This window comes from Methylobacterium sp. Leaf102, from assembly GCF_001422425.1.
Lineage (GTDB): Bacteria > Pseudomonadota > Alphaproteobacteria > Rhizobiales > Beijerinckiaceae > Methylobacterium.
Genome location: NZ_LMMX01000040.1, coordinates 1 through 22,521 on the forward strand (window position 1 = coordinate 1; position 22,521 = coordinate 22,521).

Below are 22,521 nucleotides of genomic sequence, written 5' to 3' on the forward strand. Positions count from 1 at the left end.
TGGAATYCAGATGAGGAGGCATGACCTCTTCGCGCCAAGCCTACCCGTCCGATGTTTCCGATGATGAATGGGCGCTGGTCGCGCCGTACCTGACGCTGCTGCGCGAGGATGCGGGGCAGCGCGAGTATTCACTTCGCGAGGCGTTCAACGGATTGCGCTACGTGGTGAAGACGGGTGCACCCTGGCGGTGGATGCCCCACGACCTCCCGCCCTGGGAAGCCGTCTATCAGCAGGCGCAGCGCTGGCTGGCGGCAGGCTGCTTCGAGCAACTGGCCGACGATCTGCGTGCGCTCCTGCGCTTAGCTTCCGGGCGTTCTCCTGAGCCAAGCGCAGCCATCCTCGACAGTCGGACCCTTCGCTCGACGCCCGAGAGTGGCGAGCGGGCCGGCTACGATGGGGCCAAGCGCAAAAAGGGCTCGAAGGTCCATCTGGCCGTCGACACCTTGGGCCATCTCCTGGCCTTGCACGTCACCCCCGCCGATGTCGACGACCGTGCCCAGGTCGGGCATCTGGCCGAGGCCGTGCAGGCCGCCACCGGGGATAGCGTCGATCTGGCCTATGTCGACCAGGGCTATACCGGGGAAAAGCCAGCCAAGGCTGCCCGCGAGCAAGGCCTCGAACTGGAGGTCGTCAAACTCCCGGAGGCCAAGCGCGGCTTCATCCTCCTGCCGCGCCGCTGGGTCGTGGAGCGTTCCTTCGCCTGGGCGACGCGCTTCCGCCGCCTCGTCAAGGATTACGAGCGCTATCCCAGCACACTCGCCGATCTCCACATCGTCGCCTTCGTCTGCCTCATGCTCAAACAGGCCGCTCAACTGGCAAGCGGTTCATAACAGCCTCTANTACGAGCGCTATCCCAGCACACTCGCCGATCTCCACATCGTCGCCTTCGTCTGCCTCATGCTCAAACAGGCCGCTCAACTGGCAAGCGGTTCATAACAGCCTCTAAAGGCGTCTGACGCAAGGGTACGAATACGTTCGCTTTACAACGCCTATCGAACCTGACGGCACTGAGACACGATCGTGTCTGGCCCACCCTGCACGGTGTTTGTCCACTCGATGACGACTATTTGTTTTTTCTTTCAAGGCTGACGCCCGGAAGTATAGTCTTCACCGAAAGGCGTACGATGGCGCGCTGTGGGTATCCTGGCCTAAGTAGAAAATTCCTCTAAATGCGATGTTGTTTCGAGCATAAAAATGTGAGCATTTCGACGCGACGAATATTTCCTGTGGCAGGTGCCGAAAAAATGAACCAGGACAGCCGCGCTCATGCCTGGGGAATCAAAGCAAGTTTTTCATTGGTTTGTCTTCTTATCGTTCTATCCGTTGCTTCGTTGGTCTCGGTTTTGATTTTTCTAGTCATTGAAGCCGCCGATCGTGTGATCGAAACGTATGTCCTGCCCATTCTCATCGAAGAAGATCAGGGATTTTTCGTCGACACGCACACGGATGCATCCTGACAGCTTTCCAGGCGTTCCACCGGATATTCGGAATTTGGCCTGGGTACTCGGTTGGGCACGCAAGGATATCCCGGTGACGATGAGGTAAACAGGTCTCGGCCAACGCCTCCCATGATCGCGCACGATCCCATCGTGGCCGGCGTTGCGCCGCGGACCGCCCATGCGGCATTCCCCCTGATCGTTCGCTGCCCCCCTCAAGCCACCTCCGCGAAGGCTGCACCGTCGGACCGCTCGTTGACGGTCCGACACGTCCGCGCGGTGTCCGAATTCAATGATCGCGGGCTGGAACGCCGGGAGAGTTTGCCGCGATCGGCGATAGGGGCCGCCGCAAACCTTCGATAGGCAGGGTCTCCGTCCGATCGAACCGCTTCGCCAAGGGCCCGGACCGGTCCCGCGCTGCCTTCGGGTCCGGGGCGTTCCAGTTGGCTTGGCCGGGTATGACGCCGCCATCGGCGCGACGCCCGCCCTAACCAAGTGTTAGCGACCGGTATTCTAAGGGAGGATCATCCAACGTGGCAGATCCTTTCGAAAAGGAAGCACGGCCATGACTTCGTCCTCCCCGGAATCGGAACCCGCGCCGGGTCCGGGCGCGGGTTCCGTACCAGTGGCGCCGCGTCCGGGTGCCCTGCGCTGCCGTCCCATCGAGGAAACCGATCTCGACACCGTGGTCGGTTTGCTCGCGGCCGGCTTTCCCGAACGGACGCAGGCGTACTGGCGCGACGGCCTCACCCGTCACGTCGCGCGGGGCGTGCCGGACGGGGTTCCGCGCTACGGGTATCTCCTCGATCACGACGGGGTGGCGGTCGGCGTGCTGCTGACGCTCTACACGCGCATCGCCGATGCCACCGGCTCCCACCTGCGCTGCAACCTGTCGAGCTGGTACGTCGATCCGAAGTTCCGCGCGGCGGCGACGCTCCTCGACGGGCGGGCGATGCAGGACAAGTCCGTGACCTATCTCAACATCTCCGCGTCCGTGCACACGCGTGCGATCCACGAGGCGCGCGGCTTCCGGGCCTTCGTGCGCGGGCAGCTGCTGGCGGTGCCCAGCCTGAGCCGCCCGCAGCGGGGGCAACGGGTGGAGCTCTTCTCCGAGGGCCATGCGGGAATCCTGTCGCCCCGGGAGCGCGGACTCGCACTGGACCATGCCGGCTACGGCTCCCTCGTCCTCGTGTGCCGCGACGCCACGACGGCGCGGGCCGTCGTCCTGCAGCCGCATCGAATCAAGGCCGTGCCACGCTGGTCCGCGAGCCCGACCCTGGCATGTTATCAGATCGTCTTCGCACCCGAGCCGGATACGCTGGCGGCATGGCTCGGCGCGATCGGGCGGTATCTGTTGCTTCGGCACGGCGTCCTGTTCGTGATGCTCGATGCCAACGGGCCGCTGCCGGGCGTGGTCGGCCGCTACCTTCACGGGCGCGAACCCCGCTACGCCCGCGGGCCGCACCCCGTTCCGATCGGCGACCTGAGCTACACCGAGCGCGTGCTGTTCGGCGCGTGAGCGCGGCCCCCCGCCCCATCGGGCACGGTTCCAACCCCCAACCGCGAGCGATCCGTGACCCTGCCTCCGTCGCCCGCCGGTGCCTTCGCGGCATCTTCCGAGCCTGTGCCCCATCGGTCGGCCACACCGGTCGCGAGCCTGCACCTGCTCGGAGCGGGACACCCGCCCTGCGGCATCGGTGATTTCAGCCAGCTTCTCCTCGACACGCTGCGGGCGGCCGAGCCCGGCGTGCACAACGCTCTGACCATCGAGCCCCGCCAGTTCCGACTCGCCGAAACCTGGGCCGCCATCGGCCGCGCGGATGCGGTGGTGGCGAATTTCCCCGTCGTCGCCTGGAAGCGGGCCTTGTTCGGGCCCCTTGCGGTCTACGCCCTGGCCAAGCTGCGCCGGCGCGCCTGCCTCACGATCCTGCACGAATGGGCCGGACTGCACCGGCTGCGCCGCCTGGTGCTCCGGCCGCTGCTGCTCCTGTCCGACACGATCTTCCTCGTCTCGCCGCAGGTGCGCGAGGAGCTCGCCGCCGATCCCCTCGTGGGGTTCCTGGCGCGGCGCGCCGCCCTGATGCCGGTGCCGCCGAACCTGAGCCGCCCGGCCGGCATCGCCGACAGCCCCCTGCGCCAGCGCCTCCTCGCCGCCCGGCGGGCGGGCCGCGTCGTCCTCGGCCATTTCGGTTCGATCTACCCGGGCAAGCAGCCGGAGGCGGTCCTCGACATCGCGGCGGCCCTCGCGGCGCGGGGCGAAGACCCCCTCCTCGTGTTCATCGGATCCTTCATCAAGGCCTCGGACGGCATCGAGGGCGTCTTCGATGCCAAGGTCGCCGCACTCGGGCTGGAGGACGCGGTCGTCGTCTCGGGCTACGTCGCCTCGGCGGAGGAACTGTTCGGCCTGTTCGAGACCGTCGACGCCTTCGCGTACGTCCTGCCCGAGGGGCTGACGGCGCGGCGCGCCAGCGTGCTCGCCTGCGTCCAGGCCGGCCGGCCCGTGGTCGTCACGGCACCGATGCGCGCCGACGAGTTCGATCATCATCCCCGCTACCGTGAACTCCTCGCGGCGGGCGCGATCCTGCCTGTCCCGCGCGGGGCGCCGGCGGAGGCCTACGCGGAGGCGGTGCTCGGGGCGCGCGCCCGTCCGACCCGATTGCCGGAGATCGACCGCGCCGCCTGGTTCCGGGACGCGGCGGACGGCCTGCGGGCGCGAATGCCGGACCGTGGCCGCCGGCGGCTCGGCGCGCCGGAGACCTGATGCTCAGGGCCCTACGACGAGACCGGCCGCGAGGACGCCTGGCTTAGCATCGTGTTGGAATCTTGGGATCGCGGGATCCTGATATCCAAGGACCCGGCTGGCGCCGGCTCCGCGTTCACCGGCGCGTTCGGAAGCGGGCCAGATAGTGAAGCCCGAACACCGCGAACAGGAACATGAGCCAGATCGGGTCGCCCCGATCGAAGAAGAAGCTCTCCATGGTCGAGAGCAGTAGCCCGAACAACCAGATCTGCAGGAACATCGTGGCGAACGGCCCGGCATTTCCGGTTTCCGTCTGCAGCCGGTGATAGTTGCGCAGCGGGCCGATCACGAAGACCAGCACTAGAAGCACGAGGCCGATGGCGCCGAGGGTCAGGGTGGTGTCGAGGTAGCCGTTGTGGCTGTGGCTGGCGTACCCGGCCCAGGTGGCGCCGTCGTCCGAGAGGTCGCGCAGGGTCTGGGTACCCCAGAATGCCGCGAAGCCGTGGCCGGCGATGGGGCGCGCAGCGATACTCTCGATAACGAACCGCCAGATGTCCGTCCGGCCCGTGAAGGTCGCGTCGATGGGCAATGCGCCAACGATCGACGCGATGGCATCGCTCATCACCGTCCCGACGGTGAACAGGTTCATCAGCACGATCGGTCCGACCGTGATCAGCAGGCGCCCGCGAAAGCTCCGAATCGCCGCGAAGGCCCCGGTCAGCACGAACACCAGGAGGCTGAGCGCGAAGGCGCTCTTGCCCTCCGAGCCCACCAGGAACACGCAGGCAAGGCCGAGGATCGCGAGACCGGAGACGCGCCCTCCGGTCCGCATCACCGCGAGGCCGACGAACAGCAACATCGCCATCACGGCGGCCGCGGCGTTCTTGTGGCCGAAGGCGCCGCGCCAGTTGCCGACGAGGGCGGGTTCCATGAGGTCGCGCGGCTGGTGGATCGCGAGATCGGGGGCGACCACCAATCCGACGTAGCAGACCGTGAGGAGGCCGAGGGTCGCGACGGCCAGGAGCGTGCGGAACTCCGCCCGGGTCTGCGCCAGGAGCGGAAGGCTCGCGGTCAGCAGCATCACCGCCGCGGTCAGCGCCAATCGTTTCATCGAGGTGGTGGGATCCTGGGACAGGATCACGCTCAGGGCCAGCCAACCGACGAGGGCGACGTGCGTCGGCAGGACCAGCGAGGCCAGTGCCCGGCCGTGGTCGCGTACCACGAGCAGGAAGCCCGCGAGGGCCAGGAGGCCGTAGGTGGCGTAGGTGACGGTCTCCTGCCCGGTCACGAGGTCCGCCGCGTCGAGGCGCGACAGGTCCGCGAACGGCTTCAGCGTGATCCAGGCGAGCAGGAGCGTCGCCAGGAACACCGTTTGGCGGAGCAGGCGCGGCACGGAGAGATTCGCGACGCGCTCGTGCAGGTGCTTGGCCATGTCGGACGCCGACACCGCCGCCTCGCCGGGCACGGCCGCATCGGCCCGGGCGTGGTGAGCGTCGCTCCCGCGGCGCCCCTCGGACGCGTCACGCTGGCCGAATGCGGGCCGCGTAACGTTCATTTGGGCGTGGCCGCGCGATAGGGCTGAGGCTCGATGCCGATGCTGGCGAGGCATCGCCCCACCGCAACGGCAATGGGATGAAGTGCGAAGGTCAGCTGGCGGGTCTTGGCGAGGATGCGAAGGCTACGCCCCACCGAAAGGCTCAGGATCACCGCGGATTTCATCGCGATGACGACGCCTCCGATCCCGCCCAGCCTGTGCTTGCGGTCGATCCTGTAGTTGATCGCACCGATTCGGAGGCCCCGCGCCGCGAGCCATCGCAAGGTCGTACGGGCGACGGGGACGGTCTCGCTGATCACGGCCCCCTGCTCCCATTGGAATTGGATACCGGCTCGCCGGGCCCGCATGAAGAAGTCGGTGTCGCCGCCACCGAGGAAATTGTAGGCGACGTCGAAGGCCGGCAGCCCGAGCCGCACGAAAGTCGAGCGGGCGATCAGGCAGTTGCCGCTGCCGTAGATCACAGGGACCGGGCCGCTGGTGTCGAAGGCCGGGCGAAAGGCTGGATGGCGCGCGAGGGCGGGCGGGCCGCCCTGCGCGATCTGCGGCATGACCGGACCGCCGACGACGCCCGCGCCGGTGCGCTCGGCGGTCGCCACCATGGCTTCGAGCCAGGTCGGCTCGGCCCATTCGTCGTCGTCGATCATCAGAAAGAACCGGGCGGCCGGGTAGGCCCCGAGGGCGGTGCCGAAGGCCGCGTTGATCGCGTGGCAATTGCCTTGCGCGTGTTCGACCAGAGCGAGCCCGCGCAGGCGGCCGGACGCGAAGTACGCCTCCGCCACGTCAGCCCCCTGCCGCGCCCCGGCGTCGTTCTCGACGACGACGACGGCGAAGGGGCGATGGGTGGTCTGCGCGACCAGGGAATCGAGGGTCCGTGCGAGCCAGTCCGGGCGACGGAAGGTCGGAACGCACACGACGATGTCGATGGCGGCATCCACGGCGCGGTTCGGGCTCACGCGGCACTCCGGGTGAAGTCTTCGAGGACGGCCATCAAGGGCTTCGGCCGCATGCTCGCGTCGAGGGGGAGCGGCCGGTTCGGCAATCCGTCGGACCGGGTGAAGTAGGTCGGCACCCAGGTGTAGCGGTCGCTGATGCCCCAGGTGAGGATCGCGCTCGGCGGCACGACCTCGTGCACCGCGGCGAGGAACGTCCGGGCCGTCTCGGCCACGCGCCGGTCGCGGGTTTCCACGTCGCCGGGAAGGCTGGCGTCGATCACGTCGAGCTCCGTCACGAGAACATCGAGGTTCATGGCACGGATCTCACGAAGAAAAGCTTGCAGTCCGTCCCGGTCGATCCGGCGATCGGCGAAGAGGTGCGCCTGGAGACCGATGGCGTGGAGCGGCACGCCGGACTCGACCAGGCGGCGCGCGATTCGCAGCAGGGCGGCGCGCCGGCTCTCGAAGCGCGCCCCGACGTATTCAAGATCGTACTCGTTGAGGACGAGGCGGGCGGCCGGATCGGCCGCGGCGGCGGCGCGGAACGCGATGGGGATGTAATCCGCCCCCAAAGTGTTGCTCCAGACGAAGGGGCGCAGGTCGCCGGCCGCGGCGGGGTCGTCCGGAACCGCCTCGTTCACCACGTCCCAGGAGGTGATCAGTCCGGCGTAGCGCGAGACCACCCTCTCGATGTGCTGCGTCAGCACCCGCTCGGCCTCGGCCCGGGAGGTGATCGCGTCGGTCCAGGCCGGCATGGCGCCGTACCAGGCGAGGGTGTGCCCGCGCAGTCCGATACCGAGGCGGCTCGCGAACGCCGCGATGCGGTCGGCATCGGCGAAGTCGAAGGTATCGCGGTTCGGTCGGATCACCGGCCATTTCAAGCTGCCTTCCGGCACGATCAGGCGGCACCGCTCGGCGAGGGCCTGGGCATAGGCCGGGTCGTTCGCCAGCGCATCGCCCCGTACGGCGGCCCCGTAGGTGGCGCGCACCGATTCGATGCGGGCTGGCCCCCCCGGGGCCGCACGGGCCGACGGATCGCGGGCGAGCAGGCCCGATCCGGCCAATGCGCCAGCGATCATCGTCCGCCGTGTGGGACCGAACTGTGTCATCGTGAAACCTCGGTGGCTTCCAAGCCGACGGAACTGCAAGTTCGGGTCCGAGACGTCGTGCCGGGGAATTCAGGCCGGGGAATTCAGGCGGGGGAAATCAGGCGGGGGAAATCAGGCGGGGAATGTCGAGCCGGGGCGGCCACCCCTCCCCGCGGTACCCGGCACGCGCTCGATCGGAGCAGAGATATCCTGGCACGGCGCCTGCGGACACCCGGCCCATGACCGCCACCCTGTCTCACAATCCGACACTGGCCGGGCCCGCCGTACCGCCTGGCCGTCCCATCCCGGGACAAAATCCCATTCCGGGGCAGGGTCCCGGATCTGGACGTCGCGCACTGTCCCGGTTCGCGACGCACCGGGGTGCCGTTCTCGGCTACTTCCAGCTGCTGGCGGGCTCCGGCGGCCGTCTCGTCCTGCAGGTGCTGTACTTCTTCCTGCTCGCCAACACCCTCAGTCTCGCCGACATGGGAGTGTTCGCCACCGTCTCGGCGGCGGGCGTTCTGATCGGATGCCTCGCCGGCTTCGGTTTCCAATCCGCGGTGATGCGCGCGGCGGCCCGACGGCGTTCGTCCCTCGGCGGCTATCTCGCCGCCTATTACGCCTGCTCCGCCCTCGCCCTGCCGATCATGCTGGCGCTGGCGGGCCTGCTCTACCTCGTGCTCTTCCGCGAGGTGATCGCGCTGCCGGGCTATCTCGCGATCATCGTGGTCGAGATCGCCCTGTGGCGCGAGATCGAGCTCCTCGTCCAGGTCAACAGCGGTCTGGGCCGATTCGGGGCCGCCTCGACCCTGGTGTCGCTGCCGGTCGGCTTTCGCGCCGCCGCGGCGGTGGCGTTCTGGGCCATGGGCGGCGGCGATGCCGAGAGGTGGAGCCTGTACTATCTCGTCGGCAACCTCGTCGCCGTCGTCGTGCTGGTGGTGGTTTTCCATCCGCGCGTCCGGATGCGCCTGCGGCCCAAGCTGGTGCGGGGCAAGCTCCGCGACGGGCTGTACTATACCCTGTCGCACTTCCTGTTCCTCTCCCAGGGTGAGATCGACAAGATCATCATCCTGTCCCTGGCGGGCGAGCGCATGGCCGGCATCTACGCCATCACCATCCGGCTCATCGATCTCACCGCGGTGCCGCTACGTCCGATGTACATGATGTACTCGCGCAAGCTCATTCAGGCCGGTCGGGTCACCAAGGCCCTGCTGCGGGAGAGCATGCGGATCGAGGTGGTGATCGCCGGCATTTCCACCGGCGGCCTCCTCGCCCTCATCGCCCTATTGTCGATCTGGCCGAACATTCTCGGGACCAACGTCTCGGCCGCCTACGGAATGCTCACGGTCGTCCTCGTGGTACCGGCGGTGCGCAACCTTCTTGAGTTCCACAGCGAACTGCTGTTCGGCTTCGGCAATCTCGGCCTGCGCGCGGCCATCACCGGCACCCTCGTGCTGATCAAGGCCCTCTCTGTTGCGGCCCTCATCACCCTGTTCCCGGCCCCCGAATCCTGGACCCTGGGGCTGAATGCGGCCTCCGCGCTGATTTACGGGCTCTCGTTCCTCGCCGTGTACGGCTTGTTGACTCGGAACGCCGCATGATGATCGCGAGCAGGAGGCCCCCGGTCTCCGAGACGGGGCCAGCCCGAGGTTGCAGGGCGGGTTCGACGGAGGCACATATGCGCGACCAAGGCGAAGTCGCCATTCCCGGACGGCCCGAATCGGTCGGCTTGATCACCATCAGCCACCGCGGGGATCTCGATCGCTGCACCGTGCTCTTCGACAGCATCGACCGTCATATGCCGCGACGCGGCCGGCACTACGTCATCGTCGATGACGAGGACCTGCAGCTCTTCGCGCCCTGTGCCCGCGCCGATCGGCAGATCCTGCCCAAATCGCAGTTCATGCCCTCCTGGCTGCGGCCGATCTTCGGCCTGCGCTGGCGCGGGCGCCGCTACTGGTGGTCCCTCCACGGTCGGCCGGTCAGTGGCTGGCACGTCCAACAATTCGTGAAGATCGAGGCCGCACGCTCGCTCCCTGAGGCACGCTTCTGCATCATCGATTCCGATGTCTGCTTCTTCAAGGATTTCGACCTCGGCCGGATCGCGCATCCGAACCCGACGCCGTTCCATGTCCATGTCGGCGGGGTCACGCAGGATCGGCCGCGGCACAAGCTGTGGGTCGCCACCGCCGCCCGCCTCCTGGCGACGCCGGTGCCCGCCTTGCCCGCCAACGACTACATCGATCAGATCATCGTCTGGGATCAGGCCACCGTTCGGGACATGACCGCCCGGATCGAGACGGTGTCGGGCCGCGATTGGGTGGCGGCCATGTGCCGGGACCGGGATTTCTCGGAGTACATGATCTACGGCGCCTTCGTCGCGGCGTCGGCCATCGCCGGATCGCGCCACGCGGTCACGCACGAGAGTTTCACGCGGACCCACTGGGAAGCCGATGAACTGAGCCTTCCCGACATCCTCGCAATGCTGCGGACTTCGACCCCGCGCGAGCGGGCGTTCTGTATACAGTCGTTCGGCTCGACACCGGTTGCGACGATTCGAGCGGCACTGAGTACGTTCTATGCCGAGGCGACGGAAAAACAGAACGATATTAAGCATAACAACGTCGAAGTGTGAGTAAAATATCCCTGAATCAGTCACAGAGAAAAGAGAGTTGTAAAACTATCCCACGAGTCGTGCATAATCCCGTTGGGCACCTTTAGGGTATGACTACCCCGTTGGAAAGAATGACGGTGGGGCATCTGTCCGGAACGGGACGCTGCGGCCCTGGAGTCGTCCCATTCCAGGGCAGGCTTTGTACGACGACGGAGGGGACGGTGAATCAAATCATGGCGGCGGCAGGCGAAGCACGACTTGCCGCCTGTGACCTCTCCTTCGATACCGAAATCCTGAATCCGACGAATGCGCGATACGGCGATGACGATTTCGTCCTGCGCAGGCAGGGCGGTCCGCATGCGGCGGTCTAGCGCCATGCTTTCGGTTCTGCCCGATGGGACCGTCGAACCCGTCGCCAGCGTGCGCACGCGTCTGCAGCAGCGCCTTGCACGGCATCTGCGGACGGCCCCGGCCCTGGTCGCCCCAGATACGCCGCTGGTGAGCTTCACCTTCGACGACGCCCCGACCTGCGCCTGCACCACCGGGGCGGCGATGCTCGACGACCATGGCGCCAAGGGCACCTACTACATCTCGGGCGGGCTGATAGGCCAGCGTGACCGGTACTGGACCGTGGCGGACGACGCCGAGATCGCGGCTTTACACACGAACGGCCATGAGATCGGCAGCCACACCTACGGTCACGCCTTCGTGCCGGGCCTGGACCGCGCCGCGCTCGTCGCCGAATCCCGCCGCAACCGCGATCGGCTGCGGGCCACCGTGCCGGGCCTGCCCCTGGAGAGCTTCGCGTTCCCCTACGGATTCGGATCGGTGACGGCCAAGCGTACCCTGGCGGGCCTCTACCGCTCGAGCCGGGGCATCGTGCCGGGCCTCAACGTCGGTCGCACGGACCTGCAGTTCCTGCGCGCGAACCCGCTCATGGAGGTCTGGACCGATCCGGCGCGGATCGCCGGGTTGATGGATGCGGCTCTGGCCCGCCGTGCCTGGCTGATCTTCTACGGACACGACGTCGTCGACCGTCCCAGTCCCTACGGATGCACGCCGGGCCTCCTCTCGGCAGCCCTGCGCCTCGCCGCGGCTCGCGGCATCCCCTGCGTCACCGTCGCGGAGGGGTTGCGCCGCGCCCTCCCCGCCCCTTCGCCCGCCGACCGATCCCCGCGCCCCACGCACCCGACCCGTTAACCGGCCCGAGGTACGATGGTCGGGCCTGCCGCCTTCCTTCCATCCGATGGTGCGCCGGTTGCGATCTCTTCGGTGAGACATCCCCCGAGAACGGCTTCCGTCCCGGAATGGGTCGGATCGGTCCGGGAATGACACCGGCAATCCGGTGCGGGACATGTTCCGCGGCCGGTCTCGACGGAGCCCTTCGATGCTGGTCTACGACGAAGATCATCCGAGCGACCGCCGGCCTGCGCTGCGAAGCCAAGCCGGCAACGCAGGTGGCCGTCCGTTGTCCGTCCGTCACGTCTACGCCCTGCTGCGCCGGAGGGCGTTGGCGATCGCCGGCTGCGCTCTGGTCTGCGCCCTGCTCGCCTTCGCGGTCGGCAAGGCGGCGACGCCCCGCTTCACCGCGGTGGCGCAGATCTACATCGACCCGCGCGAACTGCGCCTCATGGACAAGGAATTGACGACGGTCGGGCAGGATTCCGCCGGGTTCCTCACCATCGTCGAGAGCCAGGCACAGGTGATCACGTCGAGCAGCGTGCTCGGCCGTGTCGTCGAGAAGCTCGATCTCGAGGCCGATCCCGAATTCGGTGGGACCAGCAAGGCACCCGGCTTGTTCGGATCTCTGATCGAGGGCCTCGGGCTGTCTTCCCCGCTCCCTCCGGAAGCGGAGACCGGGGCCACGCCCGCCCTCGCTGCCCTGACGAAGCGCATCGCCGTGCGTCGCACCGGCAAGACCTTCATCGTCGACGTCGAGGCCACGTCGCGCGAGGCCGCCAAGGCGGCCCTGATCGCGAACGCCGTGGTCGAGTCCTACCTGGCCGTGGGCGCCGCGAACCGGGCCGAGGCGGCCAACCGCGCCACCGCCGGCCTCTCGGCCCGGCTCGTGGAGCTGCGCGAGGACGTCAACCGGGCCGAGAGCCGGGTCCAGGCCTACAAGGCCGAGAACGGCCTGATCGGCACCCGCGACGTGCTGGTGACCGACCAGCAGCTGACGCAGCTCAACGCCCAGCTCGCCGGAGCCCGCGTGCGTGCCGCCGACGCCCAGGCCCGCGTCGACGGGGTCCAGCGCATGAAGGAAGCCCGCATCGACGCCGGCGCGACGGAAGCCGCCCTCGCCTCCCCGGCCATCGCCGCCCTGCGTGCCCAGTATGCCGAACTCTCGCGCAAGCAGGCCGAACTCGCCAACGACCTCGGGCCCCGTCACCCCCAGGTCACCTCCATCGCCTCGCAGATCCGGCTGTCGCGCCAGCTCATCGAACAGGAGATCACGCGATACGGACAGGCTGCCCGCACCGATCTCGCCCGCGCCCTCGCGACGGTGACCGCCTTGGAGAGGAGCTTCGACGCGGCCAAGGGCAACACGGTGGGCCTCGCCCAGGCATCGATCCGGCTGCGCGAACTCGACCGCGAGGTCGAAGCCAGCCGCGCGGTCTACGAGGCATTCCTGCTGCGCGCGCGGGAAATCGGCCAGCAGGCCCGCCTCGATGTCGGCAATGCCCGCGTGATCACGCAGGCCGTCAAGCCGATCTACCGAAGCTATCCGCCGCCGGCCATCACCCTCGCGCTGTTCGGGCTCGTCGCGGGGCTTCTCGTCGGCGTCGCCCTCACCCTCGGGGGAGAATGGCTGAAGGGCGAGATGCGCCCGCCCGCCGAGGCCGAACCGGGTACGCTCGACGCGATCACGGCCGCGCGGCAGCGTCCGCCGACGGCGCGGGCGATCACCGACACCGGTACGAAGCGGCTGTCCGCTGCGGTCGGAGGTCACCCGTGAGATCCGATCCCGTGGCACAGTACGCAACCGGCCCGGCCCCCGGTTTGTCCGACGACGCACCAGCGGATCTGGCGACGGATCCCATGAAAGCAGTGCAGACGACCCCCCTGGGCGGCATGCCGATCGCCGTCCTCAGCATGGCGGAAACGGCCGAGCTGATGCTCACCGCCGCCGAGGGACGCCCGCGCCCGAACCTTCCGCTTTTTCTGACCTCGGCCAACGGCGAGGTCCTGTCGCGCTTCGCCCGGGATCGCGACTTCGCCCGCATCATGGCGCAGGCCGATCTCGTCAATGCCGACGGCCAGCCCATGGTGGTGGCGTCCCGCTTCATCGGGACGCATGCCCTCCCGGAGCGGGTGGCGACGACGGATCTCTTCCACAGCGTCGCCGAGGGCGCGATCCGCCGGAACCTGACCTTCTACCTGTTCGGATCGAGCGAGGCTGAGAACCAACGCGCCGTCGAGAACGTCCGGCGTCGCCATCCCGGCATCCGCATCGTCGGACATTCGCACGGGTATCTCCATGGCGAAGCGCTCCGCAACAAGGTCCGCGAGATCGACGCCCTCAGGCCGGACATCCTCTGGCTCGCCCTCGGGGTGCCGCGCGAGCAGCTTTTCGTCTACGAGTTCAGCCCGCTGCTCATCCATGTCGGGATGATCAAGACCTCCGGGGGGCTGTTCAACTTCCTGTCGGGGAGCCGCACGCGCGCGCCACACTGGATGCAGCGCTGGAGCCTGGAATGGCTCTGGCGAATCAAGGAGGAGCCGTCGCGGCTTTTCTGGCGCTACGTCACCACGAACCCGCACGCGATCTTCCTGATGATCGCGCACAGCCGGCCGTTCCTGCGGGCGCGCACGGGCCTGTATCGCGCCGTGATCGCCCGCATACCGAGCCTCGGGCGCGTTCCCTGACCGGGTTTCGTTGCCGGGTTTCGCCGCTTGGCGGAGCCATCGGCGCGAGCCCACGTTTCTTCGGGACCGGGAACGTCGACGGGAGTCTTGAGGCGTGGCGCACGAAATCAGCTATCCGCCGCTGAACACGCCCAAACAGGTCGCCGAAGGCGTCTGGATCGTCGACGCGCCGCCCGTCCATCCGGGGGGCATGCCGCTGCCGATCCGCATGACGGTGCTGCGCCTCGCAGGCGGTGAGCTGCTGCTGCATTCGCCGGTTCCCCACGATCCGCTCCTCCAGCGCGCCTTGGAACGGCTCGGGCGCATCGGACATCTCGTCGCCCCGAGCGTCGGCCACTGGATGTTCCTTCAAAACTGGCAGGCGGCGTGCCCCAACGCCATCACCTGGGCAGTGCCCGGCCTCCGGGACCGGGGCCAGGTTCGCCGCTCCGGCGTCCGGATCGATGCCGATCTGTCGAACTTCCCACCCCGTGTCTGGGCGGGCGAAATCGACCAGGTCCTGGTCGCCGGGCCGGTGTTCCGGGAGATCTGCTTGTTCCACCGTCCGAGCCGGACGCTGCTTCTGACCGACCTCGTGATCAACCTGGAGGCCGATCTACTCCCGATCCCGGTGCGCCCCCTCGCCCATGCCCTGGGGATCGTGGCGCCGGATGGCCGGGCGCCGCTCTACCTCAGGCTGCTTCTCGGCGCGAACCGCCGCGCGGTGGCGCGGGCCGCCCAGCGGCTCGTGGCCTTCGAACCGGACCGGGTGATCTTCGCGCACGGGCAGTGGTTCCGCCACGACGCGGCAGGGGATTTGCGGCGTTCACTGCGATGGGCCCTCGGGCAAGCGAGCGGCCCGGCGCGGACCTCTGTCTCCCCCGCCGTGCATAGCCCCGCACCGAGGATCTCCACGGTCCTGGCGAGCGTCGCCGTCGTCGGGATGATCGCCGCGCTGGTCTATGCGGACCGCAGGCGTCGCTGAGATGGGCGACCGCCCCGACGACGCCCGTTCGCCCACCCGACACCCCACGCATGTTTCCGACGCGCGATGGCGATGCGTGGAACGTCGTCGCGCCGCCCGCAGGACAAGCACGGATCAACTTCGCGTTTGGACGCTCGTACGACCCTGAGGTCTCCGTCTAAACAAGGATCGTCGGACGTCATCGTCCCGCGACCTGCGTGAGCCTGGCTTCCCAGAGTGGCTGTCACGATGTCTACGAAATGGTGCGGACGGCGGGACTCGAACCCGCACAGCCTTGCGGCCGCAAGATTTTAAGTCTCGTGCGTCTACCGGTTTCGCCACGTCCGCATACCGGTTCCTGCGGTAGCGGGGCGGGCGTCCGAGATCAAGGCATTCGCCCTCACGGCGTCCAGCCGTAGAGCCAGCGGTAGCGGCGGGTCATGCCGGCGGGACCGAGGCGGCGCATCACCATGTTGCGCACGCGGCCGACGAGGGGACCGGCATGGTAGCTGCGGCCGTTGGCGCGGGCCGCCGCGCGGACCTTGCGCACCCGGGCCCGGCGCGCCTTGGCGTAGGCGGCGAGCGCCTCCGGCACCGGGGCCGTGCCGAGGCAGGCCGCCAGGATCGCCGCATCCTCGATGGCGAGCGCCGCGCCCTGCGCCAGGAACGGCAGGATCGGATGGCCGGCATCGCCCAGGAGCGCGACGCGTCCGCGCGCCAGAGGCTTGGCCGGCGGACGGTCGACGAGCGACCACACCAGCCACGAATCCGGCACGCCGAGGAGCGCGGCCAGCGCAGGCGCCGCATCGGGAAAGCGGGCGCGCAGGACCGCCGGTTCGCCGAGCTGGCCCCAATCGTCGGTCCCGGCGCGCTCGGGCACCACGGCGACGACGTTGAGGTGGCTGCCGCCGCGGATCGGATAGTGCACCACGTGGCGGTCGCGGCCGAGCCACAGCCCGGTGGCGTCGGCGGCGAGTTCGGGCGGTACCGCCTCGCGCGGCACCAGGGCCCGCCAGGCGGCGGCGCGCCACGGGCGCAGGGGAACCGCGTCGAGGTGGCCGCGCAGGCGCGAGCGCACCCCGTCTGCGCCCACCGCGAGGTCGGCCACGTAGGTCTCGGAGCGGGCGCCCTGGTGGCTTTCCAGGGTAAGGCTGACGCCGTCCCGGGTCTCGACGAGGCCGGTGACGTCGCGGCCCATGAGCAGGCGGATACCGGCACGACCCCGCACGGCATCGAGGAGCAGGGTCTGCAGATCGGCCCGATGGATCACGTAGTAGGGCGCGCCGAAACTTTCACGATGCGCGGGGCCGAGGGGGATCGCGCCGAGCTGGCGCCCGTCCGCGAGCGCCCGCACCACCACGCCCGGCGGCTCGCTCGCGGCCCGGCGCAGGGCCGCTCCGAGGCCGAGGCCGATGAGCACGCGGCTGGCGTTGGGCGAGAGCTGGAGGCCGGCGCCGACCTCGCTGAATCCGGTGCGGCGCTCCACGAGGGTGACCTCGTGGCCGGCCGCGTCCAGGGCGAGGGCCGCCGTGAGGCCGCCGATCCCGGCGCCGACGATGGCGATCCGACTCGGACCGACGGAGGACACGGCGCTCAGGCGGCGGCCGGGGTCCGTTCGTCCCACACGCAGGCCGCCGGGTCGGCGGTACCGGCCTTCAGGCCCGGACGGTGGCGATAGAGCGTCGAGCAGTATTGGCAGATGATCTCGTCGTCCGTGCCCATGTCGAGGAACACGTGCGGATGGTCGAAGGGCGGGCGCGCGCCGATGCACATGAACTCCCGCGACCCGACATGGATCACCGCGACCCCGAGGTCGTTGTGGAAGTGCGGCACCGCCTTGTCAGCCATCGTCCCGTCCTGCCTGCCGGCCCGTCGAAACCCGTCCGGGCGCCCGTTCGTGGAGACACGGTGTCTAGCCCCTCCCCGGCCCGGCGCCTAGCCCGGCCCGAATGCCGGTCTTCCTTCGCGGCGGGGTTGGCCTCGCGCAAGGGTTGGCCTCGCGCAAGGGTTGGCCTCGCGAGCGCGGGGTCGTACAGAGGATCTTTCCCGGCCAGCCACGAAACGCCCGCCCATGACGCAGAACGATCAGGCCGTCTCCGAGACCGGACGACGTTCGCCCGAGCCGCCCATCCACGGGCCGGAGGGGTTCGCGGGCATGCGCAAGGCCGGGCGCCTGACGGCGGAAGCCCTCGACGTGCTGATGCAGGCCGTGGCGCCGGGCGTGACCACGGAGGCCCTCGACGACCTCGCCTACACCTTCGCCATGGACCACGGCGCCTACCCGGCCTCCCTGCTGTACCGCGGCTACCCGAAATCGATCTGCACCTCGATCAACCACGTGGTCTGCCACGGCATTCCCAACGACAAGCCCCTGCGCGAGGGCGACATCGTCAACCTCGACATCTGCCTCATCGTCGACGGCTGGCACGGCGATTCGAGCCGCATGGCCTATGTCGGCGAGGTGTCGCGCAAGGCCCAGCGCCTGTGCGAGATCACCCACGAATGCCTCATGCGCGGCATCGCGGCGATCAAGCCCGGCGGCTCGACCACGGATATCGGCCGGGCGATCCAGAGCTATGCCGAGGCCGAGCGCTGCTCCGTGGTGCGCGACTTCTGCGGCCACGGGCTGGGGCGCACCTACCACGACGCGCCCACCATCCTGCACTACGCCGAGCCGAGCTACGACGTGACGTTCAAGCCCGGCCAGTTCTTCACCGTGGAGCCGATGATCAACCTCGGCCGCCCCGCCGTGAAGGTGCTGTCCGACGGGTGGACGGCGGTGACGCGGGACCGCTCGCTCTCGGCCCAGTTCGAGCACACGGTGGCGGTGACGGAGACGGGGGCCGAGATCTTCACCTTCTCGCCGAAGGGCCTGCACCAGCCGGTCAATCCGGCGGCCTGAGCCGGTCCCGTGAGCGCCCGCCGACCGTCCGACCCTCCCCTGCCGGCCGGCGAGGCGACCGGGACCGAGGCGGCCGAGCCGCATTACCTCGGGCACCGCGACCGCCTGCGCGCCCGCTTCGCCCAAGGGGGCGCCGACGCGCTGCCGGATTACGAGCTCCTCGAACTTGCCTTGTTTCGCGCCATTCCCCGGCGCGACGTGAAGCCCCTGGCGAAGGCGCTGATCCGCCGGTTCGGCAGCTTCGCCGAGGTGATCTCGGCCGAACCGGCCCGGCTTGCCGAAATCGAAGGCATCGGCGCCGGGGTCATCGCCGACCTGAAGCTCATCGAAGCGGCGGGCCATCGGCTGGCGCGGGGCGCCATCGCGGCCCGGCCGCTGCTGTCGTCGTGGAGCGCCGTGCTCGAATATTGCCGGGCCACCATGGCGTTCGCGGCGCGCGAGCAGTTCCGTGTGCTGTTCCTCGACCGGCGCAACCACCTCCTCGCCGACGAGGTCCAGGGGCGCGGCACCGTCGACCACACGCCGGTCTATCCCCGCGAGGTGGCGCGGCGCGCCCTGGAACTCTCCGCCACCGCCATCATCCTCGCTCACAACCATCCCTCCGGCGACCCGACCCCGTCGGCGGCGGACATCCGCATGACCCGCGACATCGTCGGCGTGCTCGATCCCCTCGGGATCGTGGTTCACGACCACGTGATCCTCGGGCGCGAGGGCCACGCGAGCTTCAAGGGCCTGAAGCTGATCTGACCGTCACCCCCGCGAAACATCCGGCCCTCGACGCCTTCACGTTTCGTGAGAGACACCGTGCCGCCTCGCGTTCCGCGTGTTAGCGTACCCTCGAAGGGGTCCGTCGAGACCTCGAACGGCCGGTCGGTCCGCCCCTGGCGCGCCTCTTGCCTGGAACTTGGCGTTTAAGGGGAGGCGCACATGGCGCTCGCTGCGTTCGACGAGATGACCGGGTTCCCGGACGGGATCCTGAAGGAAGGGACGCTCAACGATGCGGCCGTGCGCGAGGCGTACAACAGCCTGAAATCGTGGCTCGACACCACGCCGCCGGAGCATTTCAACACCCGTCGCAGCCAGGCGGAGATGCTGTTCCGCCGCATCGGCATCACCTTCGCGGTCTACGGCGCCAACGAATCCACCGAGCGGCTGATCCCGTTCGACATCATCCCCCGGGTGATCACCAAGCCGGAGTGGAGCTTCCTCGAACGCGGCCTCAAGCAGCGCGTCACCGCCATCAACGCGTTCCTGAAGGACATCTACGGCGCCCAGGAATGCATCAAGGCCGGCATCATCCCGGCCGATCTCGTCTACCGCAACCCGCACTACCGGATGGAGATGCGCGCCTTCAAAGTGCCGCACGACCTCTACGTCCACATCGCCGGCATCGACATCGTCCGCACCGGCGAGAACGACTTCTTCGTGCTGGAGGACAACGCCCGCACGCCGTCCGGCGTCTCCTACATGCTGGAGAACCGCGAGGTGATGCTGCGGCTGTTCCCGGAGCTGTTCTCACGCCACCGCGTGGCCCCCGTGGAGAACTATCCCGACGCCCTGCTGGCGACCCTGCGATCCCTGGCGCCGTCCACCGCGACGCGGGACCCCACCGTCGCCCTGCTGACGCCCGGCCGCTACAATTCGGCGTTCTACGAACACTCGTTCCTCGCCGACAAGCTCGGCGTCGATCTGGTGGAGGCCTCCGACCTCTTCACCAAGGACGACGTGGTCTACATGCGCACCACCGAGGGGCCGCGCCGGGTCGACGTGCTCTACCGCCGCCTCGACGACGACTTCCTCGACCCCCTGGTGTTCCGCCCCGACTCGGTGCTCGGCGTGCCCGGCCTCATGAACGCCTACGAGCGCGGGACCGTGACGCTGGCCAACGCCGTCGGCACCGGCATCGCCGACGACAAGGCGGTCTACAGCTACATGCCCGAGATCGTGCGGTTCTTCACCGGCGAGGAGCCGATCCTGCACAACGTGCCGACCTATCGCTGCCGCGAGAAGGAGGCGTTCGCCTACGTCATGGACAACCTCAAGGACCTCGTGGTGAAGGAGGTCAACGGCTCGGGCGGCTACGGCATGCTCGTCGGCCCGCACGCGACGAAGCGCGAGATCGAGGAGTTCGGGCGCAAGCTGAAGCACGCACCCGACGGCTTCATCGCCCAACCGACCCTCGCCCTCTCCACCTGCCCGACCTTCGTCGCCTCCGGGGTCGCGCCGCGCCACGTCGACCTGCGCCCGTTCGTGCTGTGCGGCTCCGACGAGATCCGCATCGTGCCCGGCGGCCTCACCCGCGTCGCCCTGAAGGAAGGGTCCCTCGTGGTCAATTCGAGCCAGGGCGGCGGCACCAAGGACACCTGGGTCCTCGACGCCTGACAATCCCCTCCCGTCCGAATGCGGCACGGGTCCTGCGCGCTTCCCAACCCGTCATCGCCTCCGCATAGTCCCTTCAGCCCAACGGTTCCCGCGCGCGTCGCGGGTGGCCGCGCCTCAACGGAAGCCCATGCTCTCCCGGACCGCAGACAACCTGTACTGGCTCTCGCGCTACGTCGAGCGGGCCGAGTTCGTCGCCCGCATCCTCGACGCGGCGCATCGGCTCGCGGCCCTGCCGTCGAGTTACGGTGGCGGCGAGACCAACGAATGGGCCTCGGCCCTGGCGTCGGCCGGCGATCCGGAAGTGTTCAAGCCGCTCTACGACGGCGTCACCGAGGCCACGGTCTGCGACTTCCTCGCCTTCAGTCCGCACAACCCGTCCTCGATCCGCTCCTGCATCGAGACGGCGCGCGAGAACGCCCGCAGCGTCCGCACGGCCCTGACCACCGAGATGTGGGACGCCATCAACGGCGCCTGGCTGGAGCTGCGCAACTACGAGGGGCGCGACCTCAACCGCGACGAGTTCTCCCGCTTCCTCGAATGGGTGAAGGGCGTGTCCCTGGCCTTCGACGGTTCGGCCTACCGCACCATGCTGCGCAACGACGCCTACTGGTTCACTCGCCTCGGCACCGCCATCGAGCGGGCCGACAACACCGCCCGCATCCTCGACGTGAAGTACCGGATCCTCCTGCCCGCCACCGAGCGCGTCGGCGGCAGCCTCGACTACTTCCAGTGGACCACGATCCTGCGCGAGGTCTCGGCCTTCAACGCCTATCACTGGGTCTACCGCGAGAGCGTGAAGCCCCTGTTGGTGGCCGATCTCCTCATCCTCAACCGCCAGATGCCGCGCTCGCTGCACAACTGCTACGGCATGCTCGTGGAACACCTCGACCTCATCGCCGACGCCTACGGGCGGCGCGGGGCCAGCCAACGTTTCGCCAGCAACACCCTGGCGCGGCTGGAGGGCGAGAACATCGACCGGATCTTCACCTCGGGCCTGCACGAGTTCGTCACGGCGTTCATCGCCGAGAACAACCGCCTCGGCGCGGCGGTGATCGAGCAATATCTCGTCTGAGCAGGCGTCACGTGGCGCCGCCCACGTGACACCCGCCTCGAAATCCGTCGACGCATCCCGGTTCGCCTCGAACCGTGTGACACGTCGGGGAATGATGCTTAGGGGTGGCGGGCTCTGCCCGGACCCGCGCAAAGGCCGCCCTCATGCGAATCCGCGTCTTTCATGAGACCAACTACACCTACGAGCATCCCGCCCGGAACCTGATCCAGGTCCTGCGCCTGCGGCCGCGCGACCATGACGGCCAATATGTCCGGCGCTGGCGCATCGAGCCGTCCATCGACGGCCGGATCAGCGAGCGCGAGGACGGCTTCGGCAACGTGGTGCACTGGTTCACCGCCGACGAGCCGGCCGAATCCCTCACCATCCGGGTCACCGGCGAGGTCGACACCAACGAGATGCACGGCGTGGTGCGCGGCACCGTCGAGCGACTGCCCGACGAGTTCTACCTGCGCGATTCCGATCTCGCCCTGGCGAGCGAGCCGATCCAGGCCTTCGCCCGCGCGGTCCGGGAGGCGGGCGACGCCTCGCCCCTGCCCTGCCTCCACCGCCTGCTCGCCGCCGTGCACGACAAGGTGGTGTTCGAGCCCGGCCCGACCAGCGCCAGCACCACGGCGGCGCAGTCGTTCGAGCAGGCGAAGGGCGTCTGCCAGGATCTGACGCACATCTTCATCGCCGCGGCACGCCACCTCGAGATCCCGACCCGCTACGTCTCGGGCTACTTCCACCGGGACGACGGCATGGTCGACCAGGAGGCGGGTCATTCCTGGGTCGAGTCCCTGGTGCCGAACCTCGGCTGGGTCGGCTTCGACCCCGCCCACGGCATCGCCACCACGGAGGCGCATATCCGCGTCGCCGTGGGGCTCGACTACCTCGGCGCGGCTCCGATCCGCGGCAGCCGCATGGGTGGCGGTACGGAAACCCTCGACGTGAAGCTCCGCGTCGAGCAAGCACAGGCGACGGTCCAGTCCTGACGATACGGGGCGTTCGGGC

At 68.7% G+C, this 22,521-nt stretch carries 21 protein-coding genes, 1 tRNA gene and 1 pseudogene; 17 read left to right on the forward strand and 6 right to left on the reverse strand.

The genetic code is table 11. The features are described 5' to 3' along the window. The first annotated feature begins 20 nt into the window (after positions 1 to 20). From ASF27_RS19800 to ASF27_RS19810, 5 genes and pseudogenes are all read left to right on the forward strand, one after another. Positions 21 to 830, forward strand: coding sequence for an IS5 family transposase (locus ASF27_RS19800; protein WP_056362832.1), 810 nt, complete (start codon positions 21 to 23; stop codon positions 828 to 830). A gap of 10 nt (positions 831 to 840) precedes the next feature. Further along, positions 841 to 936 (forward strand): annotated as a pseudogene (locus ASF27_RS23300) (IS5/IS1182 family transposase); the annotation flags it as partial. A 308-nt stretch (positions 937 to 1,244) separates the two neighbouring features. Beyond that, the gene (locus tag ASF27_RS22515) at positions 1,245 to 1,457 is read left to right on the forward strand and encodes a hypothetical protein (protein ID WP_156398821.1); all 213 of its coding nucleotides are present in this window, start codon (positions 1,245 to 1,247) and stop codon (positions 1,455 to 1,457) included. Positions 1,458 to 2,001: 544 nt separating this feature from the next. After that, the gene (locus tag ASF27_RS19805; RefSeq protein WP_244481065.1) at positions 2,002 to 2,955 is read left to right on the forward strand and encodes a hypothetical protein; all 954 of its coding nucleotides are present in this window, start codon (positions 2,002 to 2,004) and stop codon (positions 2,953 to 2,955) included. A gap of 54 nt (positions 2,956 to 3,009) precedes the next feature. Continuing rightward, positions 3,010 to 4,197 (forward strand): glycosyltransferase, encoded by a 1,188-nt coding sequence (locus ASF27_RS19810; protein ID WP_244481066.1) that lies wholly within the window; start codon positions 3,010 to 3,012, stop codon positions 4,195 to 4,197. Between the two features lie 115 nt (positions 4,198 to 4,312). Here the strand turns inward: ASF27_RS19810 and ASF27_RS19815 are convergent, their stop codons facing one another. Genes ASF27_RS19815 through ASF27_RS19825 form a run of 3 tightly spaced genes read right to left on the reverse strand, consistent with a single transcriptional unit; the run spans position 4,313 to position 7,742 of the window. After that, positions 4,313 to 5,731, reverse strand: coding sequence for an O-antigen ligase (locus ASF27_RS19815; RefSeq protein ID WP_244481067.1), 1,419 nt, complete (start codon positions 5,729 to 5,731; stop codon positions 4,313 to 4,315). Next, positions 5,728 to 6,684 (reverse strand): glycosyltransferase, encoded by a 957-nt coding sequence (locus ASF27_RS19820; protein ID WP_244481068.1) that lies wholly within the window; start codon positions 6,682 to 6,684, stop codon positions 5,728 to 5,730. Before ASF27_RS19820 ends, ASF27_RS19815 begins: the two co-directional genes overlap by 4 nt. Further along, on the reverse strand, positions 6,681 to 7,742 hold the full coding sequence (locus ASF27_RS19825) for an endo-1,4-beta-xylanase (RefSeq protein WP_244481069.1): 1,062 nt from the start codon (positions 7,740 to 7,742) through the stop codon (positions 6,681 to 6,683). The genes ASF27_RS19820 and ASF27_RS19825 overlap by 4 nt, the downstream gene beginning before the upstream one ends. Positions 7,743 to 7,990: 248 nt before the next feature. Here ASF27_RS19825 and ASF27_RS19830 point away from each other — a divergent pair, with 248 nt between their 5' ends. From ASF27_RS19830 to ASF27_RS19855, 7 genes are all read left to right on the forward strand, one after another. Further along, positions 7,991 to 9,352: an oligosaccharide flippase family protein gene (locus tag ASF27_RS19830; protein ID WP_056174568.1), complete on the forward strand. Its 1,362-nt coding sequence runs from the start codon at positions 7,991 to 7,993 to the stop codon at positions 9,350 to 9,352. A gap of 77 nt (positions 9,353 to 9,429) precedes the next feature. Further along, positions 9,430 to 10,386, forward strand: coding sequence for a DUF6492 family protein (locus ASF27_RS19835; RefSeq protein ID WP_056362841.1), 957 nt, complete (start codon positions 9,430 to 9,432; stop codon positions 10,384 to 10,386). Positions 10,387 to 10,586: 200 nt separating this feature from the next. Then, complete coding sequence (locus tag ASF27_RS22615) at positions 10,587 to 10,736, forward strand: hypothetical protein (protein WP_162238659.1); 150 nt, start codon at positions 10,587 to 10,589, stop codon at positions 10,734 to 10,736. Positions 10,737 to 10,740: 4 nt separating this feature from the next. After that, on the forward strand, positions 10,741 to 11,565 hold the full coding sequence (locus tag ASF27_RS19840) for a polysaccharide deacetylase family protein (protein WP_056303339.1): 825 nt from the start codon (positions 10,741 to 10,743) through the stop codon (positions 11,563 to 11,565). Between the two features lie 268 nt (positions 11,566 to 11,833). Further along, entirely contained in the window at positions 11,834 to 13,321 is a 1,488-nt protein-coding gene (locus ASF27_RS19845; protein ID WP_162238660.1) for a GumC family protein, read from the forward strand. Positions 13,322 to 13,332: 11 nt separating this feature from the next. Further along, positions 13,333 to 14,232, forward strand: a complete 900-nt coding sequence (locus ASF27_RS19850; protein WP_244481070.1) for a WecB/TagA/CpsF family glycosyltransferase — start codon at positions 13,333 to 13,335, stop codon at positions 14,230 to 14,232. 94 nt (positions 14,233 to 14,326) lie between these two features. Then, positions 14,327 to 15,196: a DUF4336 domain-containing protein gene (locus tag ASF27_RS19855; protein WP_347379642.1), complete on the forward strand. Its 870-nt coding sequence runs from the start codon at positions 14,327 to 14,329 to the stop codon at positions 15,194 to 15,196. 240 nt (positions 15,197 to 15,436) lie between these two features. On the opposite strand, the gene ASF27_RS19860 is transcribed toward ASF27_RS19855, so the two are convergent. From ASF27_RS19860 to ASF27_RS19870, 3 genes are all read right to left on the reverse strand, one after another. Next, positions 15,437 to 15,523 (reverse strand) — tRNA-Leu (locus tag ASF27_RS19860). Positions 15,524 to 15,575: 52 nt separating this feature from the next. Beyond that, complete coding sequence (locus ASF27_RS19865) at positions 15,576 to 16,763, reverse strand: FAD-dependent monooxygenase (protein ID WP_056268590.1); 1,188 nt, start codon at positions 16,761 to 16,763, stop codon at positions 15,576 to 15,578. A 5-nt stretch (positions 16,764 to 16,768) separates the two neighbouring features. Continuing rightward, complete coding sequence (locus ASF27_RS19870) at positions 16,769 to 17,023, reverse strand: zinc-finger domain-containing protein (protein WP_056362846.1); 255 nt, start codon at positions 17,021 to 17,023, stop codon at positions 16,769 to 16,771. Positions 17,024 to 17,246: 223 nt separating this feature from the next. Here ASF27_RS19870 and map point away from each other — a divergent pair, with 223 nt between their 5' ends. The 5 genes from map (at position 17,247) to ASF27_RS19895 (ending at position 22,502) form a co-directional block, all read left to right on the forward strand. Next, positions 17,247 to 18,077: a type I methionyl aminopeptidase gene (map, locus tag ASF27_RS19875; RefSeq protein ID WP_056362848.1), complete on the forward strand. Its 831-nt coding sequence runs from the start codon at positions 17,247 to 17,249 to the stop codon at positions 18,075 to 18,077. Between the two features lie 39 nt (positions 18,078 to 18,116). Next, on the forward strand, positions 18,117 to 18,824 hold the full coding sequence (gene radC, locus ASF27_RS19880) for a DNA repair protein RadC (RefSeq protein WP_056268593.1): 708 nt from the start codon (positions 18,117 to 18,119) through the stop codon (positions 18,822 to 18,824). Positions 18,825 to 19,004: 180 nt separating this feature from the next. Next, complete coding sequence (locus ASF27_RS19885) at positions 19,005 to 20,459, forward strand: circularly permuted type 2 ATP-grasp protein (RefSeq protein ID WP_056174555.1); 1,455 nt, start codon at positions 19,005 to 19,007, stop codon at positions 20,457 to 20,459. A 127-nt stretch (positions 20,460 to 20,586) separates the two neighbouring features. Further along, positions 20,587 to 21,531 carry an alpha-E domain-containing protein gene (locus ASF27_RS19890; RefSeq protein ID WP_056174553.1) on the forward strand — a complete coding sequence of 315 codons (945 nt, stop codon included), beginning with the start codon at positions 20,587 to 20,589 and terminating at the stop codon, positions 21,529 to 21,531. A gap of 143 nt (positions 21,532 to 21,674) precedes the next feature. Continuing rightward, positions 21,675 to 22,502, forward strand: coding sequence for a transglutaminase family protein (locus ASF27_RS19895; protein WP_056268596.1), 828 nt, complete (start codon positions 21,675 to 21,677; stop codon positions 22,500 to 22,502). Positions 22,503 to 22,521 lie beyond the last annotated feature (19 nt).

What these genes read in the sequence shown, in the direction of transcription:
- map (WP_056362848.1), top strand. Translation starts at nt 17,247, where the DNA reads ATGACGCAGAACGATCAGGCCGTCTCCGAGACCGGACGACGTTCGCCC.
- ASF27_RS19895 (WP_056268596.1), top strand. Translation starts at nt 21,675, where the DNA reads ATGCGAATCCGCGTCTTTCATGAGACCAACTACACCTACGAGCATCCC.
- ASF27_RS19885 (WP_056174555.1), top strand. Translation starts at nt 19,005, where the DNA reads ATGGCGCTCGCTGCGTTCGACGAGATGACCGGGTTCCCGGACGGGATC.
- ASF27_RS19830 (WP_056174568.1), top strand. Translation starts at nt 7,991, where the DNA reads ATGACCGCCACCCTGTCTCACAATCCGACACTGGCCGGGCCCGCCGTA.
- ASF27_RS22515 (WP_156398821.1), top strand. Translation starts at nt 1,245, where the DNA reads ATGAACCAGGACAGCCGCGCTCATGCCTGGGGAATCAAAGCAAGTTTT.
- ASF27_RS19800 (WP_056362832.1), top strand. Translation starts at nt 21, where the DNA reads ATGACCTCTTCGCGCCAAGCCTACCCGTCCGATGTTTCCGATGATGAA.
- ASF27_RS19825 (WP_244481069.1), bottom strand. Translation starts at nt 7,742, where the DNA reads ATGATCGCTGGCGCATTGGCCGGATCGGGCCTGCTCGCCCGCGATCCG.
- ASF27_RS19835 (WP_056362841.1), top strand. Translation starts at nt 9,430, where the DNA reads ATGCGCGACCAAGGCGAAGTCGCCATTCCCGGACGGCCCGAATCGGTC.
- ASF27_RS19870 (WP_056362846.1), bottom strand. Translation starts at nt 17,023, where the DNA reads ATGGCTGACAAGGCGGTGCCGCACTTCCACAACGACCTCGGGGTCGCG.
- ASF27_RS19840 (WP_056303339.1), top strand. Translation starts at nt 10,741, where the DNA reads ATGCTTTCGGTTCTGCCCGATGGGACCGTCGAACCCGTCGCCAGCGTG.
- ASF27_RS19815 (WP_244481067.1), bottom strand. Translation starts at nt 5,731, where the DNA reads ATGAACGTTACGCGGCCCGCATTCGGCCAGCGTGACGCGTCCGAGGGG.
- ASF27_RS19805 (WP_244481065.1), top strand. Translation starts at nt 2,002, where the DNA reads ATGACTTCGTCCTCCCCGGAATCGGAACCCGCGCCGGGTCCGGGCGCG.
- ASF27_RS19890 (WP_056174553.1), top strand. Translation starts at nt 20,587, where the DNA reads ATGCTCTCCCGGACCGCAGACAACCTGTACTGGCTCTCGCGCTACGTC.